This is a genomic window from Asticcacaulis sp. MM231, assembly GCF_964186625.1.
In the GTDB taxonomy this organism is placed as follows: domain Bacteria; phylum Pseudomonadota; class Alphaproteobacteria; order Caulobacterales; family Caulobacteraceae; genus Asticcacaulis.
On the sequence record NZ_OZ075108.1, the window covers coordinates 3088225 to 3105218 of the forward strand.

Consider the following 16994-nt stretch of genomic DNA (forward strand, 5'->3'; position numbering starts at 1 on the left):
AGGCCATCAAAACGTAGCTATCGCCTTCAGAACCGAGCCCTGATTGGCGATCAGCTCCTTGATCCGCGTCGGCGTCTCCATCAGATCGAAGTTATGGGTCTGGAGCATGTCGCTGGGGATGGCGCCGGACCGCAGCTTGCTGATGACATATTCAAAATCTTCGCGGGTCGCGTTACGGCTGCCCAGCAGCGTCGTTTCACGCTTATGGAATTCCGGATCGGAGAAAGAAATGGTGTCCTTGACCACGCTCACAAGAACATAGCGTCCGCCGTGCGCGACATAGCCGAACCCTTTTTCAATGGCCTTGCCATTGCCGGTGGCGTCAAACACAACGTCAAAATATTCCCCGTTGGAGCGCTCGGTGAGGAAGGCGTCGAGATCTTCCCCGACCTGCTGCACATGCTCCAGGCCCACCTTATCGCGCGCATAGGCCAGACGCTCGGCGCTGGTGTCGATCAGGCTGACCTCGGCGCCGGTAAATTTGCAAAACAAGGCGACGCCCACACCAATCGGCCCGGCCCCCACAACAAGCGCTCTGTCGGCTTTGCTCACCTGCCCGCGACGCACGGCATGAGCCCCCACCGACAGAAATTCCACCATAGCGGCCTGATCCGGAGACAGGCCCTCCACCGGGATCACCGCGTCGGCCGGCACGCAGATGAATTCGGTCATGCCGCCGTCAATGTGAACGCCGAGCACCTTTATGTTGACGCAGCAGTTCGGCATTTCTTTGCGGCAGGCCACGCAGACGCCGCACGGCAGGTAAGGATTGATCGTGACCAGTTGCCCGATACGCAGCGACGAGCCCTCATCGACTTCGGCAACCTCACCGGCCAACTCATGCCCCATGATGCGCGGATAGGCGAGAAAGGGCTGGTTGCCGGAAAAAATATGATAGTCCGTGCCGCAGAGCCCGACGCGGCGGATACGGATCATGGCCTCTCCGGCCTTGCGTACAGGTGCTAGCCTGTCTTCGATGCCAAGAGAAAAAGGTTTGTCGCACACAATGGCTTTCATAGGGTATAACTTTACTTTTTGTACAAATATCTTATTTAATAGCAACTACCATATATAACAATGAAACCACAAGCCCTGTGACATCTGCCGGCCGCATACGGGCGAACTTTTCTGGTTTCATGGCGCACCGGCCAATTGAGTTTAAATTGAACGGTATACGCCATACGGGCGCGGTTTACCCAACCCGCAGGTTTTGAATCACCGAGCCCATTTGTGAATTTACAAGCAAATATAATTGCCATATATAAAATGTCCGACAATAGACTTCACGTGAAAGCGGCGCATCAAGACCTTAGCCGCTCATGCCAGACAGGGAACAGGATACATGATTACCAGACGGGATTTTGCCGCCATAACGGCGGGCGTTGGCGGTGCATGCCTCTCCGGTCGGCCAGCGGAAGCGGCCAGGTCATTCTCCGAAATGGCTCAGGGGCCATTCAGGCCAGACTGGGAGTCCCTGAAAGCCGGCTACAAGGCGCCGGATTGGTTCCGCGACGCCAAGTTCGGGCTGTGGGCGCACTGGTCCGCACAATGCGTACCCGAAGCGGGTGATTGGTATGCGCGCAACATGTATATGCAGGGTGAGCGCCAATATGATCACCATGCCAAGACCTATGGCCATCCGGCGGATACCGGTTTCATGGAAATCGAGAATCTGTGGAAAGCCGAAAACTGGAATCCCGACGCTCTGCTCGACCTCTACAAGGCCGCCGGCGCACGATACTTTGTCGCCCTCGCCAATCACCACGATAATTTTGACGCCTATGACTCCAAATTCCATGACTGGAATTCGCTGCGCGTGGGGCCCAGAAAGGATATTATCGGCATCTGGGCAAAAGCGGCACGGGCGCGCGGCCTGAAGTTCGGGGTGTCAAACCATTCGGCCCATGCCTGGCATTGGTTCCAGACCGCCTACGGTTACGATCCTGAAGGCCCGCGCGTCGGTGAGCGTTATGACGCCTGGAACCTGACCAAATACGACGGCAAAGGCAAATGGTGGGAAGGCCTGGATCCACAGGAACTGTATGCCGGCGCCGTGATGCCCATACCGGAAGGGCTTAAATCAACGTCAGAAGCGATGGCCTGGCACGAAGCCCATGACCGGGTCTGGAACGAAAGCCCGCCCCTGGCCAATCCGGCGTTTGTCCGGCAATGGTATCTCCGCTGCAAGGACCTGATTGATTCCTACAAGCCTGACCTGTTGTATTTTGACAATTTCGACCTTCCCCTCGGTCAGGCGGGACTGGACATCGCCGCCCACTATTACAATGCCTCACTGGCCTGGCACGGCAAACTGGATGTGGTGATCAATACGAAAAACCTGCCGGAAGATCGTCGGGCGGCCGTTATCGAAGACGTTGAACGTGGCTTCCGCTCGGATATTGTGCCCCATCCCTGGCAGACGGACACCTGCATCGGCGACTGGCACTATAATCGCGAAAAATTTGACAACAAATCCTATATGAGCGCGCAGGCGGTCATACACCGGCTGTGCGATGTCGTTGCCAAGAACGGCAACCTTCTGCTGAGCATACCGGTGCGCGGCGACGGCACAATCGACTCAGAAGAACAACGCATCGTCGAAGACATCGCGACATGGACAAGCCGGTTTGGCGAGGCCATTTTCGGCACGCGGCCTTGGCGGATTGCCGGCGAAGGCCCCACCCAAGTCGCGTCAGGACAGTTCGGCGAAGGCGCCGCGAAACCCTTCACCTCCGAGGACATTCGCTTCACCCAGGGCCACGACGCACTGTACGCCATGACACTCGGCCGCCCGGCCAAGCCGGTCGTCACGCTTATGACTCTGGCCAGGCTCAAGGTTGAGCGCGTCGAGATTGTCGGGAGCAACGCCCCCCTCAGCTTCCGGCAGGATAAGCAGGGCCTTCACGTCACCTTACCGGAAAACTCAAGTCACGCCTTCGGTACGGCTTTGAAGATTCGCGGCCGAGGCTTAATCTGAGAAGGTTTATTTACCGCCACCCAAGGGCTGGCCCTTCATGTCAAAGACGGCCTCCGGCAAGGCGACATCAAGGGTTTTAACCAGAGCGGCGGCCGAGGCTCCGACAGAAATGCGATAGGTGCCGGCCTTGAGTTTCCAGGTTTTGGTGGCGGCATCGAAGGTCGACAGCAGACGGGGATCAACGGTCACGTTGATCTCTTTCGACTGCCCCGGCTTCAGATAGACCTTGCTCCAGCCAGCCAGACGCTTCGGCGCCTCCCATCCGGCCGCATCCGGCGCGCTGACATAGATTTGCGGCACGTCCGCCGCCGCCCGCTTGCCGGTGTTGGAAACCGTCACGCTGACGAGAAGCGTATTCCGGCGCGTATCGGCGGCCAGTGCCTTGTAGGCGAACTTCGAATAGGTCAGGCCATGCCCGAAAGCGAAGAGCGGTTGCTGCTTTTGCTTGTCGAACCACTTGTAGCCGACAGCGGCACCTTCGATATCGTAATTGATCTGGGTGATCGGCTTGTCGGGTTTGCCGAAGCCGTCCAGAACCGGACGCGGCAGTTGATCCAGGGCCGCCGGAAAGGTCACCGGCAGGCGGCCGGAGGGCGATACAGCGCCGGTCAGCACGCGGGCAATCGCCGTGCCGCCCTGACTGCCGGGATACCAGGCCTCAAGCACGGCGCGCGTTTTGGATAGCCACGGCATGAAGACCGGTCCGCCCGTCTGGAGCACGACGACGGTATTGGAGTTGACGCCGGCCACCGCCTCGATCAAGGCGTCGCCCTTCTGATCCAAACTCATGGCCGCATCCACACCCTCGCCGGTCCATTGCGTACCAAATACAATCACCACATCCGCATGTCTGGCCAGTTCGGCGGCGGCTTGCGGATCCTTGCCGTCATCGTAGACCACCTCAGCCCGCGTCAGGCGCTTGAGGGCCGCGACGGGCGAGTCCGCATAATAGGTGACAGGGCCTGGGAAGAATTTGGGGCCGAGATCGAGATCGGCGACCGGGTTACCGCCACGACCATAGACCTGGGATGAGCCCCCGCCGGAGATGACGCCGCGATCCGCGCGACCACCCAGCACCACAATCTTCTTTGCGCTGGCGGCCAGTGGCAGGGCGCCGTCGTTTTTCAACAGAACCATCCCCGCTTCGGCGTCGGACTGAGAGACCTGTCCGTTCGCCACAAAATCTAGTTCATCCTCCTTGACCGCCACCGGATTGTCGAAGGCGCCGGTAGAGAACATGGCCCAGAGGACGCGGCGCGTCATGTCGTCAAGCCTCGCCTCTGAAACCTGACCGCTTTCAACCGCATCCTTAAGCGCACCGGCGAAATATGGCGCCCGGTCGAACGGATAACCGGATTGCTGGTCGAGGCCAGCATTGGCCGCAGGGATCGTCGAGTGAGTCGCCCCCCAGTCCGACATTACAAATCCATGGAAGTCCCAGTCCGTCTTGAGGACATCCTTCAGCAGGTAATCGTTTTCGCAGGCATAGATGCTGTTGACGCGATTATAGCTGCACATCACCGCGCCGGGCTTGCCGAGTTCGATCGCGAACTGGAAGGCGAGCAGATCCAATTCCCGTCCGTTTTTGTCCGAAATGTTCGAAGAGGCCGAGTTGCGATAGGTTTCCTGATCATTGAACGCGTAGTGCTTTACGGTCGAAATGATGTGGTTTGACTGGATGCCACGGATTTGCTCCCCCACCATGACGCCAGCCAGCAACGGATCTTCGCCGGCATATTCGAAATTGCGGCCATTGCGCGGTTCGCGCGCCAGATTGACGCCGCCGGCCAGTTGCACATTGAAGCCCGACAGGCGCGCCTCACGCCCGATCATGGCGCCGCCGTCAAAAGCCAGGGCGCGATCCCACGTCGCAGCGGTGGCCAGGCCCGACGGTAGCGCCGTTCGCAGACGCGGGTGCGGGCCAGGCTGCGAGGCGACACCGATGCCGGCATCGGCCTGCCACTGGTTGGGAATACCCAGTCGGGGCACACCGAAGACGAATCCGGCCGATTGCGCGCGGCTTTCTGCGGGCGGCTTCCAGCCCAGGCCCGGAATGTCACCGCGCAGGTTCATCCAGTCGGCTGTCGACGCGAAATGCCCCATCAGGAGGGTCAGCTTTTCGGCCTGCGTCATTTCCTTGAGAATGAGATCGGCTCGTGTCTGCGCGTCGAGGCCGGTATTTTTCCACGGCGTCTCCTTGGGCGGTGGCGGCGGCGCGGGCGGTCCAAACTGAGCCGCAGCGGGATGAGCGGCCAGAAGGACGACGCCCAAAGCGACGGAGGCAAAAAGCGAACGATGACGACAAGACATGTGAATTCCCTGCAGGATATGGTTGGGCGGTTCATTCCGGGCCACGGTTGCGGCCAGACTCCGCCGTGCTCTGGCTCTGGCAATGACAAGGGCCGGCCGCATGACAATAGGGTTTGGGTGCAAAGCCCCTCCGCCGCCAAGACGACGGCGGGGCTTTGGCCTACTTCTTCGCGGGCAAGGCCGCCAGATCCGCATCGATCTTGCCCAGCACCTCGTCGGTGAGCGCCGGAATATATTGCTGAAGCGCCACAAGCGTCATGCCGCGCCCCATACCGATCTGCGGACTGTTGATCACATCCGGAATATACTTGCCGAGTACGGCCTTGGCGGCCGGATCGTCAATCATGTCGCCCAGAGGCGTCATCTTGGTCGCGTAGTGACCATCGGCGGTTTTGGTGGCCGGTGGCGGCGGGGGCGGCAGATCAGCCACGGCCGCCGTTACCTCCATACGCGCCCGCCACGGGTCCGGTTGCGAGACCGGCACACCTTCGGGCGTAAACACCATAAGAACGTCGGCCTTCGGATCGTATTGCGGCCACTGGGGCAACCCCTCCCCGTTCGGATTGCCGGTCTTGGCGAAATTGGCCCAGTAGCTGTTGGTCTGGTCGGCGATTTTGGCATCCGTAGCGGTCAGCTTGTCGCCGTACTTGGTCTGAACCGTATTCATCACATAGGGTATTTCGGTGGCGTGCGGCGTCCCCGTCTTCCATTCGCTCTCCATCGAATCCGCGACATAGCCGAAGCGGAACTCATAGGACGGAAGGCCTTGTTTGGCGATGGTGGCCGCCACAAAGCGCGATGGCTCGACCATCGTTTTGTCCATGGCGATCTCGCTGTTGATCTGCTGCAGCGATTTGGTGCCATCGGGGTCGTAGGCGGCCTTGGCCTGATCGGCATGCGGGCCAAAGGCGGCGAAGGCGGCCTCCTTGCTCGCGGCAAAGCCAAAACCGATATCCGCCGTATCGGCGCCAATCATGAATGGCACCTTGGCCTGACGGCCGGCCTCATAAACGGACTGTGGCGTTTCCGCGACAATCACTCCATCCAGCATCGGACCGCCATAGGTCTGACCGGCCTGGCCCATCGTCATCATGCCCAGACCATCATTGATCTGCTCGGCCGAGAGCTTGCGCAAGGCGGCAAGGGCGTCCGGCCCGGTGCCCGCGATGCCGTTCTTTTTGGCGAAGTTGACGCCGAGGGTCTCCGACGACGGCAGATTGGGCTTATCCTTGCTCAGTTCGCGATTGCCCATCAGATTGCCGCGGCCACCGCCCGACTGGACGATTGCCTTGGCGAACAACCCCTTGGCCTGCGACGTCGTCATCAGGGTGTGAACCGATCCGCCACCGGCCGACTCACCAAAGATGGTTACATTGGCCGGATCGCCACCAAAGGCGGCAATATTGGCCTGAACCCATTTGAGCGCGGCGATCTGGTCCATGTAACCATAGTTGCCCAAAAGACCCTTATCCTTGTTTTCCTGCGTCAAGGCCGGAAAGCCGAAGAAACCGAACCGGCCCAGGCGATAATTGGCGCTGACCATGATCACGCCCTTCTTGGCGAAGGACGAACCGTCATAGACCGGCGGGGATGAGCCACCATTGACGAAACCGCCACCATAGATCCAGAAAATGACCGGCAGTTTGGCATCCTTCGGCACCCCGGCCGGACGCCAGACATTAAGCACCAGGCAATCTTCGCCCGGCGTTGCGCCCAGAGGCGCGGCATCGCCGCCAAAGGGGGTCTGCATACAGTCATGGCCGTAGGCATCGGCCATTTTCACGGCGGACCACTTGGGGGCCGGTTGCGGGGCGCGCCATCGCAGGTCACCGACGGGCGGGGCGGCAAAGGGAAGCCCTTTGAAGGACTCGACGCCGTCGACCGTGACGCCCTGGATCGGGCCGCTAAGCGTTTTGACCGTCTGTGGCGCGGCGTAAGCCGGCAAGGCGGCCGTCATCGGGCCGGCCGCAGCAAAGATCGCGGCGGCGACAGCCGTCATGGTCCGGCGACGGGCGCACGAAAAGGGGGATAAGCGCATGGTTTCCTCTCCTGATCCGGCTTTGCGGATCTTATTATTTGCAACAGGGGGCATCAGCCGCGAGTTCTGGGTTCGGGCAGCAGTCTGGCGACTTGAACGTGGCGAATTGGGATAACGTTGTCAACGGATTTTACACGCCTCCGCACCGCACCTTCCGGAAGAAAGGCGCATTCCCCAGGATTCAGCCCAGCATAATCGCGCCGCCAATCCGTCCGGCACGGCATAGGAAATACCCGCGAGAACAAACTTATTTCATGTAATCAAGGCCAGGAGCAACCTCAAGGCCCCCTGACTGTGCCCGCATCGAGCGGCTTCAAGGCGGTTTATTAATTTTTATTCATCATACCCCGCTTGAAAAGCCCTTCGTCCCCTTCTGCGTGCCACCGCGCCCCAGACGGTAGACGGCCGCAGAATGTCCAGGACATCGGAATTTGACCTTGACTCGTCTGAAAAATGGATAATATTGAGACAACGTTGTCTGACGCTATGCCTACCCGCCCGCTACAACTGTGCGGCGCCACTACGCTATGTCCACCGCCTTACGACCTTCGCCCCTCAACCGGCGCACCTTTAAAATCAATAAAAGCCGGCCCGCACACATCATGCGAGGCACGGCATATCGCTCAGGGATAAGTTATGAAGCCACAGCCTCACATCACCGTAATTCTCAAAAATATCGTTTCCGCCACCGCCCTCACCTTGGCGCTGGGCCTGTCAACACCGGGTTATGCGGCTGACGCCCGCCCGTGGCTTGACAAGAGCCTGAACGCGGATCAGCGCGCCAGCCTGCTGGAAAAAGAACTGACGCTCGACGAACGCATCAGCCTTGTCCACGGCCCGATGGCGATGATCTTTATGCCCGGCATGAAGCTGCCCGAGGGCGCCATCGGTTCAGCCGGTTTTATTCCAGGCATCGCGCGCCTCGGCATTCCCGCCCAGCAGGAGAGCGATGCGTCCCTGGGCGTCACCAATCCCGGCAATGCGCGACCGGGCGATACAGCGACGGCCCTGCCCTCCAGCCTGTCGCTGGCCGCCACCTTCAACCCTGATCTTGCCTTCAAGGGCGGTGCGGTCGTGGGCGCAGAGGCGCGGTCGCGAGGCATAAATGTGCAACTGGCCGGCGGCGTCAATCTGGCGCGCGATCCGCGCGGCGGCCGCAATTTCGAGTATGCCGGTGAAGATCCCTGGCTGGCCGGCAACATCGCCGGCGCGGCCATAAAGGGCATTGAAAGCCAGAATGTCATCTCCACCGTCAAGCATTTTGCCATAAACGATCAGGAGACCGGCCGAAACTTCGCCAACAGCGTCATCTCCGAATCCGCTATGCGCGAGTCAGACCTGCTGGCCTTCCAGATCGCCATCGAAAAAGGGCAGCCCGGCTCGGTGATGTGTTCTTACAATCTGGTCAATGGCGCCTATGCCTGCGGCAACGACCACCTGCTCAACAAGGTGCTGAAAGGTGACTGGGGCTATAAGGGCTACGTCATGTCCGATTGGGGCGCGGTCAAATCCACCGATTTCGCCGTAAAGGGCCTCGACCAGCAATCCGGCGAACAACTCGACAAACAGATCTGGTTCGGCGAACCGCTGAAAGCCGCCGTGCAAAACGGCGCCATAGCTCCGGCGCGCCTCTCCGATATGACGCACCGCATCCTGCGCTCGATGTTTGCCGCCGGCCTGTTTGATTCCCCGGCAGCGGTGACGGTCGACAAGACAGCCAACGCCGAGGTGTCGCGCCAGGCGGCCGCCGAAGGCATCGTCCTGCTCAAGAACGACGGCAACCTGCTGCCTCTCGCCGCCAGCGCCAAGTCGATCCTGATCGTCGGCGGTCATGCCGATGCCGGCGTCCTGTCGGGCGGCGGCTCGTCGCAGGTCACAGCCGATACCCATCAACTCGCCCTTCCGGTGGGCGGCGAAGGCATGATGGCGGCGTTTAACCGCATGAACTTCCATATGTCATCGCCGGTCAAGGCCTTGAAGGATCGCCTGCCCAACGCCACCATCCGCTTCGATACCGGCCGCTATCCGGCGGAAGCGGCGCGCAAGGCGAAGGATGCCGATCTGGTGATCGTCTTCGGCAATCAGTGGATGGCAGAAGGCGATGATGCGCCTGACCTCAATCTGCCCGATGGCCAGGATGCCCTGATCAGCGCGATCGCCGACGCCAATCCTCGCACTGTCGTGGTCCTGCAAACCGGCGGCGCCGTCAGCATGCCTTGGCTGAAAAAGACGCCGGCCGTGGTCGAGGCCTGGTATGCCGGCCAGAAGGGCGGCGAGGCCATCGCTGACGTCCTGACCGGCGCGGTCAATCCGTCCGGCCATCTGCCCGTCACCTTCCCGGTTACCATCGACCAGTATCCGCGCGCCACCATGCCCGGTCTGGGCCTGCCCGAAGGACAGGTGTTCGACGTGCATTACGACGAGGGCGCCGACATAGGCTACCGCCGCTTCGCCGCCCTGAACCAGAAAGCGCTTTTCCCCTTCGGTTACGGCCTGTCCTATACCAAATTCAGCTATAGCGACGTCAAGGTGACCGGTGGCGACAAGCTGACGGTCAGCTTCAAGGTCACCAATACTGGCTCTGTGCGTGGCAAGGATGCGCCTCAGGTATATCTCGAACAAACGCCGGCGGGGCCCGCCAAGCGTCTGATCGCTTTCTCTAAGGTGGATCTGGCGCCCGGCGAAAGCACCACCGTCTCCGTCACCGCAGATTCGCGCCTGCTCTCGCGCTTTGATGACAAGGCCAACGCCTGGTCACAATCCGCCGGTCGCTACGCTGTTTCCGTCGCTCACGATGCCGAAGATGCCGGCCTCAAAGGCGCGGCCACACTACCTGCGGCCACGCGCAAGCCCTAGAAGCGGGGAAAAGCGTTTACTCTCGCCACGAATGGATTAAGTCTCGGGAGACTGTTTCCGAACAACTCCGAAATAATGAAAAACCTGACGATTATTGATATTGCGCGCGAAGCCGAAGTCTCCATAAAAACGGTTTCGCGCGTTCTCAACCACGAAAACGGCGTGGGCGCCGATACGCGCGCGCGGGTTCAGGCAATTATCGAGTTCGCATGGCTTCAAGCCGAATGCGGCGGCGCGCTCCTTGCCTGGCTCGCGCAGCTATCTGGTCGGGCTGATGATCTTCAGTGAAGACATTCATTACTATTACAGCGCCTTACAGGCAGGCGTCATGCGCGCCGCCCGGCGTCATGGCTACCATATGATCATGGAGTTGATGAAGGGCTACGAATCCGAGGACCGGCACGCCGTGCTCAGGCGTCTCGGCTCATCCCGGTTTGACGCCATGGTCGTGCCGCCGCCCATGTGCGACGATCCGGTTATTCTCGACATGCTGGAGACCTTGCGCATACCCTATATCCGGATTGCGCCGCGCTTGCAGCTGGAGCGATCCTCCTACATTTACATGAACGACAGCCAGGCCGCCTATGAGGTGATGGAACACCTGTGGAACCTCGGCCATCGGCAGATCCTTTATGTCGGCTTCCGGGAAACCGGCGCCAGCCTTGATCGCTATGACGGTTACACACGCTTTTTCCGTGATAAGGGGCAAGTGCCCCCCTTCCCCCTGATTGAGGTCGGCAATGCGACGCCCAAGGGTGCGATCGCGACGGGCGAAACGATCATGATGTCCGATAACCGGCCGACGGCGATTTTCGCCGGCAGCGATATGATCGCTTTTGGCCTGATGACGGCCGCGGCAAAGAGCGGATTATCGGTGCCTGGCGACATATCCGTGGTCGGTTTCGACGACAGTCCGGGCGCGGAAAGCGTCTGGCCGCCGCTCACAACCATTCAGCAGCCCATCGTTGACATGGGGGAAAGCGCGGTCGACAACATCGTCAAAGCGCTCGGTGGCGATCTCGCCGTCAAGGCCAAGGCGGCCCATATACTGGACTTCAGCCTGATCATCCGGGGCTCGACCGCGCCGCCGCGCCAGCCCGACGCTTAAGGCTTTCCTCCGCCTTTACGGCTTCGAAAAGCGCCAAGAGTTGAGATTGAACAGCGGCGCGTCACCTTCGCCTTTGAAGACAAGGAACAGGTCATGCGTGCCAATGGCATTGGATACGGGTGTTGTCTGGGTTTGCCAGTCATCCCAGCCGGCGGTCGGCTTGACGGTCAAGCGACCGATCTGCGGGCCATCGACCGAATCCAGACGCAGTTCGATCACCCCGCCCTTGCCACCGCTGGCCAGATTGGCCGTGAACGTCGAGGCGCCCGCCTGTCCGAAGTCAACGCCATTGACCTTGGTATAGGTCAGGTCGGTGATACGCGTGAGATACATGCCCACCTTGCTGCTTTTGGCGGTTTTGACGCCCGGCGCCCAGTCGATCGGACGATCCCTGTCTCTTTTGACCTTTGACGTCCAGGCGATCGTTTCGGCTTCCACCCGCTCATAAGGGGATAGCGTATGCAGTTGTTTGGCGCCAACACCATCCCACCACGGCAGGAGCTGAATCGTGCCATCGGGGTTGTAGGTGAGTTCCGTCACGGTAACCGATCGCCGCTCGTGGTGGATCGGCGTTTCGGCAAAATTCAGGCGATAATTGAAGCCGAACACATAGGATTTGTCCTTGTAATCGATGATGCCGGGATGGTTGCCGGTCGCGCCCGGGTTGCCGGCCATGATGTCGCCATTGTAGATCCATGGCCCGGTGGGCTTGTCGCTCATGACGTAGCCGATGCCTTCGGGGCAGCAGGTCGAGGCATAGGCCAGATAATATTTCGATTTGTGCTTATAAAACCACGGGCCTTCCTGGTAGTTGGCCGGCTTGGAAGCGACTTTCTCGATCTTTCCGGAATAGGAGACCATGTCCTTGTTCAGCTTGACGTACCAGAGATTCGGATTGCCCCAGTACATATAGGCCTGGCCGTCTTCATCGACCCAGACGGTAGGGTCAATATAGCCCTCCGCCTTATCGATCAAAGGCTTGCCAAGCGCATCACGGAAGGGCCCTTCCGGCTTATCGGCGACCGCCACAGCGATCACATTCTTGGGCCATCCGGCAACGCTGATGGGGACGTACATGTAAAACTTGCCGTCACGCTCCACCACCTGCGGTGCCCAGGCGTCATTGTCCTGTACGGCCCAGGGGAAGGTCTTCAGCGACGCCACAACGCCTTTGTCGGTCCAGTTGACCATATCCGTGGAGGCATAAAGCCGCCAGTCCAGCATCTTGAAGCCGTTGGCGTCATCTTCATCGTGGCTGGTGTAGAGATAGACCACGCCATCGTGCACCAGAGGCGCCGGGTCGGCGGTGAAATGCGTTTGGATGATCGGGTTTTCCGCGAAGGACGAGGGCGCAGCGCATAAGGCGACCGCAGCGAATAAACCCGTATACATTAAGCTGCGAACAGACATTGGAAGCTCCCTGATAAAGCGCCGAGTCTTGCGCCGGCTACCTCTAATAAAAACTATTTTTAAATATAAGGCAATTCTTACGTGTCTTTCACGGCCATAAGCGATTGACTTATTTCAACCCGTCGATAAATTGATACCGCTAACACCTTACGGAGTTTTATGTCGGTTGAGCGCACTCGGCGCCAATATGAGTGCGGCAAATCGGTAAAGTGAAGGCAGTCTCAGGCGCGCTAAAAAGACGCTGGCTACAGGAAACAAACAGGACTTCGCCTTAATCAACAGGCAGCCATGGTATGCGTGCGGGGGATACTCTGCACATCTTCCAAGGCTGCATTTGTCAGCAGCGTGAACGCGCTGGCTGAAGGTGAACCGCGAAAAAGGGTAATGCCAAATGAAATATCTGCCGACAAAGACGCTTCTCCTAACAACATGCGTGTCGTTTCTGGCGCTTATGCCCGCCATGGCTGGCGCTGCTGCCCCGACCGGCCTCGATGCGAATGGCCACCTTTTGAAGGTGGAAGCGCCCGTTAAGGCCGGCCTGTCCTTTACGCGACTCGCAGACGGCTTGCAGATCACCCATGACGGCATCACCAAGAACATCATCTTCTATGGCCCGCAGACCGTGCGCATCAATGCGAACCTGGGCAAAAACTACTGGACCGCGCCGAGCATCGTCGTCGTCGACAAGCCGACAGCCGTGGCCTTTGACATCAGGGAAACGCCGACCGATCTCAGTATCGTTTCGGAAAAACTGACCATCGTCGTCGATAAATCTTCGGGCGCCCTCACCTTCAAGGATGCCATCGGCAAGGTCTATACCCGCGAACGCGCCAGAGCCCCGGAGAGCCTCAAGCCGGTCGAGATCTCCGGCGCGCCGACCTATGAGGCGCAAAATACCTTCACCCTCAAACCCGATGAGGGCATATTCGGCTTTGGCTTCATCGACGAGGGTGAGCTCAACCGTCGCAACAAGGATATCCTGCTGGTCCAGACCAATACCGGAATCGTCATTCCGGTCATGGTGTCGTCCGAAAAATACGGCATCCTCTGGGATACCTATTCCAAGATGATCTTCAAGGATAATGCCGAAGGCGCGACGCTGTGGGCCGAGAGCGCGCCGGGCGGCGTCGATTACTACTTCATGGGTGGCGACAGCATTGACAACGTGGTCAAGTCATATCGTCACCTGACGGGGGAGGCGCCGATGTATCCCAAGCAGGCGTTTGGCCTGTTCATGAGCAAGGAGCGCTACAAGACGCAGGACCGCCTGCTGGAGGTGGCCCGCACCTTCCGCGAAAAGCAGTTCCCGCTCGATTACATCGTTCAGGACTGGCAATACTGGGGCAGCGACACCGATGGCACCTGGAGCGGCATGATCTGGAACAAGGCGCGCTATCCCGATCCGGAAGGCATGATCAGGACGCTGCACGAAGAACATCTGAAGCTGATGATTTCGATCTGGCCGTCGGTCGGCAACGACACCGAACTCGGCAAGGAACTGGATTCTCACGGCCTGCGTTTCGAGCCGCTGCACTGGATCTCGAAACACGCGCGCGTCTATGACGCCTATAGCCCGCTCGGCCGGCAGATCTATTTCAAGTACATAAAGCAGGGCCTGCTCGACAAGGGCGTCGACGCGCTGTGGATGGACGGCACCGAGGTGGAGGTCGGCACGGCGGCATGGGATCCGGACGATAACATCCGCGATATCAAGAGCCTGGGTAAGAATGCGCTCGGTGATTTCTCGCGCTATCTCAATCCCTATACCCTGATGACGACGCAAGGCACCTATGACGGCCAGCGCGCCACCAGCGACAAGCGCGTTTTCACCCTGACACGCTCGGCATGGGCTGGGGCGCAACGCACCGGCGCGGCCTCGTGGTCGGGCGATATTTTCGCCAACTGGAAGACCTTCGGCGAGCAGATCAATGGCGGCGCCAATGTCACCATTACCGGCAATCCCTACTGGTCGCAGGATACCGGCGGCTTCTTCGTCACCGAGTTTGCCGGCGGCGAACAGAACCCCGCCTATCGTGAGCTTTTCGCACGCTGGTTCCAGTTCGGCGCCTTCAACCCGATCTTCCGGGTTCATGGCACCAGCATAGAGCGCGAACCCTATATCTTCAAGGATCTTGATCCGGAGATGTACGGCTCGCTTCTCAAGAGTGTCAACCTGCGCTACCGCCTGCTGCCCTATATCTACAGCCTGAGTTGGAAGGTGACCTCCGACGGCTATACCCTGATGCGGGCCATGCCGATGGATTTCCCCGCAGACAAGACGACCTATGCCATCAATGACGCCTTCATGTTTGGCGGGACACTGCTCGTTCATCCGGTCACGCGCCCGATGTATCACATCCAGAATCCGCCCGCGGAGACCATCCCTTCGAGCGCCCTGCGCACCAAAGCGGGTCAAGCAGGACTGGAAGGGCAGTATTTTGCCGGTGAGACCTTTGAAACCCCCAAGGGCAAGACGGTGGATGCGACGCTTGACCTGAAATGGCCGGGGCCGCCTCTGGCGCAACCGCCTGCAGGCCTCGATGGGCTCGACCACTTCTCCGCGCGCTGGGAAGGCGAACTCGTAGCGCCTGAAGCCGGTGACTATGAAATCGGGGTGGAAGGCGATGACGGCTTCCGCCTGTTCCTGAAGGGGGAGAAGGTCATCGATGACTGGAACAATGGCCCCAAACGCTACAAGAGCGCAAAGGTGACGCTCAAGGCAGGCGAGAGGGTTCCCCTCAGGATCGAGTATTATCAGGGCGCCTCGGATCGCAGCCTGCGACTCGCCTGGCGCACGCCAAGCCAGATCAAGGCGCTGGCTTCCGCTTACAAGGGCCTAGATCTCAAGGTTGCCACCTATCTGCCGCAGGGGACCGGCTGGTATGACTTCTATACCAATGCCCGTCTCGACGGCGGCCAGACCGTCACGCGCGAGGCGCCGCTGGATATCATCCCGCTTTATGTCAAGGCAGGCTCGATTGTTCCGATGGGGCCGGTTCAGCAATACGCCACCGAGAAGCCCGACGCGCCTTATGAAATCCGCGTTTACCCCGGCGCGGACGCGTCCTTCACCCTCTACGAAGACGACAACGAAACGTACAACTATGAAAAGGGCCAGTACGCGACCTATGATCTGACGTGGAATGACAAGGCGCAGACCCTCTCGATCGGCGCGCGCAAGGGCACCTATCCGGGGCTGGTCACCTCGCGCACCCTGAACATCGTCATCGCCGCCCCTGGCAACGCGACCGGCGGCGAACCGGCGGCCCCTTCAAAAACGATTGTCTATAGCGGCAAGGCGGAAACCCTCTCCTTCAGGCCATAGCGCCTGGGGGTTGGACTGGTCGTTCAAAAGATTATCGTCAATGGCGCGAGACTACCCGACAGTTACTTCGGCCCGCCAGACAACAGACGGGTTTCATAGAGTACTCGGAGGCAAAATGCCCGGGCTAGGGTACAATGCTCTTGGTCCGGCTCAGGACCGTCTGCCTTTTTTGCTTGAGCTGCCTTTTGAGCGCTTCTATTTCCGCCGTCTCTGTCGCATCGAGCAGGTACTCGCGCACCCCCTCCAGATGCTCGCGCATGGCCTGACGGGCAGCGGATGGATTGCGCGCCTTGAGCGCGCTGATGATGTTTTTGTGTTCAAGAATGCGGGCGCCAAGCCCTCCCCCGCGCGCCCGCGACATGATCTGGGTGGCAAGGGGGGATTTTTTGCGCAAATCCCACAACAACTCTATGGCCGCGATCAGCGCGCCATTGTGCGTCATGGAGGCGATATGGATATGGAAATTCCGATCCGCCGTTTCGCAAACGTCAGGGTCGGTCAATTCCATGTGAAGCACATAGTCGTTCAGAGTGTCGATATCATCGGCAGAAGCCGCTTCCGCCGCAAGACCGGCGGCATCGCCTTCAATAAGGATACGGGCCTCAACCAGCTCAAAAGCGCCCACGCTCAGGTCGTCGGTCGGCAGATCCATGCCCTCGGACAGTTTGCCCTCACGGGCCTGTCCCTGAACGACGTAGATGCCTGAACGATCACGGATTTCGACGATGTTGAGAATTTCAAGGGCGATCATGGCCTCTCGAATGGTGGGCCGGCTCACACCCAGGGAGTTTGCCAGATCGCGCTCCGGCGGAAGCTTCCCCGTCGCGGAAAACGTGCCGTCCTTAATCATGGCGACAATCTGATCGGCAACATTTCGGTAAAGTCTGTTAGGGGCCTGGCCTGCCGACACGTTCATCTTCCTCCGTCCGGCGAAGCCAGATACGGTCATCAGTGTAGAATAGTTCTGTTG

The 16994-nt window shown here is 59.6% G+C and carries 10 protein-coding genes; 5 read left to right on the top strand and 5 right to left on the bottom strand.

Annotated features, from left to right (window positions below):
• Window positions 1–6: 6 nt before the first annotated feature.
• Window positions 7–936: a zinc-binding alcohol dehydrogenase family protein gene (locus tag ABQ278_RS15145; protein ID WP_349320321.1), complete on the bottom strand. Its 930-nt coding sequence runs from the start codon at window positions 934–936 to the stop codon at window positions 7–9.
• Between the two features lie 406 nt (window positions 937–1342).
• Here ABQ278_RS15145 and ABQ278_RS15150 point away from each other — a divergent pair, with 406 nt between their 5' ends.
• Complete coding sequence (locus ABQ278_RS15150) at window positions 1343–2977, top strand: alpha-L-fucosidase (RefSeq protein ID WP_349320322.1); 1635 nt, start codon at window positions 1343–1345, stop codon at window positions 2975–2977.
• Window positions 2978–2983: 6 nt separating this feature from the next.
• Here ABQ278_RS15150 and ABQ278_RS15155 read toward each other — a convergent pair whose 3' ends face one another.
• Window positions 2984–5287, bottom strand: a complete 2304-nt coding sequence (locus tag ABQ278_RS15155) for a glycoside hydrolase family 3 C-terminal domain-containing protein (RefSeq protein WP_349320323.1) — start codon at window positions 5285–5287, stop codon at window positions 2984–2986.
• Window positions 5288–5447: 160 nt separating this feature from the next.
• On the bottom strand, window positions 5448–7325 hold the full coding sequence (locus ABQ278_RS15160; RefSeq protein ID WP_349320324.1) for a carboxylesterase family protein: 1878 nt from the start codon (window positions 7323–7325) through the stop codon (window positions 5448–5450).
• Between the two features lie 636 nt (window positions 7326–7961).
• On the opposite strand from ABQ278_RS15160, the gene ABQ278_RS15165 reads away from it, so the two are divergent.
• The 3 genes from ABQ278_RS15165 to ABQ278_RS15175 all read left to right on the top strand — a co-directional run bounded on the left by ABQ278_RS15165 (window position 7962) and on the right by ABQ278_RS15175 (window position 11289).
• On the top strand, window positions 7962–10181 hold the full coding sequence (locus ABQ278_RS15165; RefSeq protein WP_349320325.1) for a glycoside hydrolase family 3 C-terminal domain-containing protein: 2220 nt from the start codon (window positions 7962–7964) through the stop codon (window positions 10179–10181).
• A 75-nt stretch (window positions 10182–10256) separates the two neighbouring features.
• Window positions 10257–10469, top strand: coding sequence for a LacI family DNA-binding transcriptional regulator (locus ABQ278_RS15170; protein WP_349320326.1), 213 nt, complete (start codon window positions 10257–10259; stop codon window positions 10467–10469).
• A complete protein-coding gene (locus ABQ278_RS15175) occupies window positions 10423–11289 on the top strand; it encodes a substrate-binding domain-containing protein (protein ID WP_349320327.1) in 867 nt (288 codons plus the stop codon). Before ABQ278_RS15170 ends, ABQ278_RS15175 begins: the two co-directional genes overlap by 47 nt.
• Window positions 11290–11304: 15 nt before the next feature.
• Here ABQ278_RS15175 and ABQ278_RS15180 read toward each other — a convergent pair whose 3' ends face one another.
• Window positions 11305–12699: a glycoside hydrolase family 43 protein gene (locus tag ABQ278_RS15180; protein WP_349320328.1), complete on the bottom strand. Its 1395-nt coding sequence runs from the start codon at window positions 12697–12699 to the stop codon at window positions 11305–11307.
• 391 nt (window positions 12700–13090) lie between these two features.
• Here ABQ278_RS15180 and ABQ278_RS15185 point away from each other — a divergent pair, with 391 nt between their 5' ends.
• A complete protein-coding gene (locus ABQ278_RS15185) occupies window positions 13091–16024 on the top strand; it encodes a TIM-barrel domain-containing protein (protein ID WP_349320329.1) in 2934 nt (977 codons plus the stop codon).
• A 124-nt stretch (window positions 16025–16148) separates the two neighbouring features.
• Here the strand turns inward: ABQ278_RS15185 and ABQ278_RS15190 are convergent, their stop codons facing one another.
• A complete protein-coding gene (locus ABQ278_RS15190) occupies window positions 16149–16940 on the bottom strand; it encodes a FadR/GntR family transcriptional regulator (RefSeq protein WP_349320330.1) in 792 nt (263 codons plus the stop codon).
• Window positions 16941–16994: the final 54 nt, after the last annotated feature.

Coding starts and splice junctions, on each gene's coding strand:
- ABQ278_RS15145 (WP_349320321.1), bottom strand. CDS start 936: ATGATCCGTATCCGCCGCGTCGGGCTCTGCGGCACGGACTATCATATT.
- ABQ278_RS15150 (WP_349320322.1), top strand. CDS start 1,343: ATGATTACCAGACGGGATTTTGCCGCCATAACGGCGGGCGTTGGCGGT.
- ABQ278_RS15155 (WP_349320323.1), bottom strand. CDS start 5,287: ATGTCTTGTCGTCATCGTTCGCTTTTTGCCTCCGTCGCTTTGGGCGTC.
- ABQ278_RS15160 (WP_349320324.1), bottom strand. CDS start 7,325: ATGCGCTTATCCCCCTTTTCGTGCGCCCGTCGCCGGACCATGACGGCT.
- ABQ278_RS15165 (WP_349320325.1), top strand. CDS start 7,962: ATGAAGCCACAGCCTCACATCACCGTAATTCTCAAAAATATCGTTTCC.
- ABQ278_RS15170 (WP_349320326.1), top strand. CDS start 10,257: ATGAAAAACCTGACGATTATTGATATTGCGCGCGAAGCCGAAGTCTCC.
- ABQ278_RS15180 (WP_349320328.1), bottom strand. CDS start 12,699: ATGTCTGTTCGCAGCTTAATGTATACGGGTTTATTCGCTGCGGTCGCC.
- ABQ278_RS15185 (WP_349320329.1), top strand. CDS start 13,091: ATGAAATATCTGCCGACAAAGACGCTTCTCCTAACAACATGCGTGTCG.
- ABQ278_RS15190 (WP_349320330.1), bottom strand. CDS start 16,940: ATGAACGTGTCGGCAGGCCAGGCCCCTAACAGACTTTACCGAAATGTT.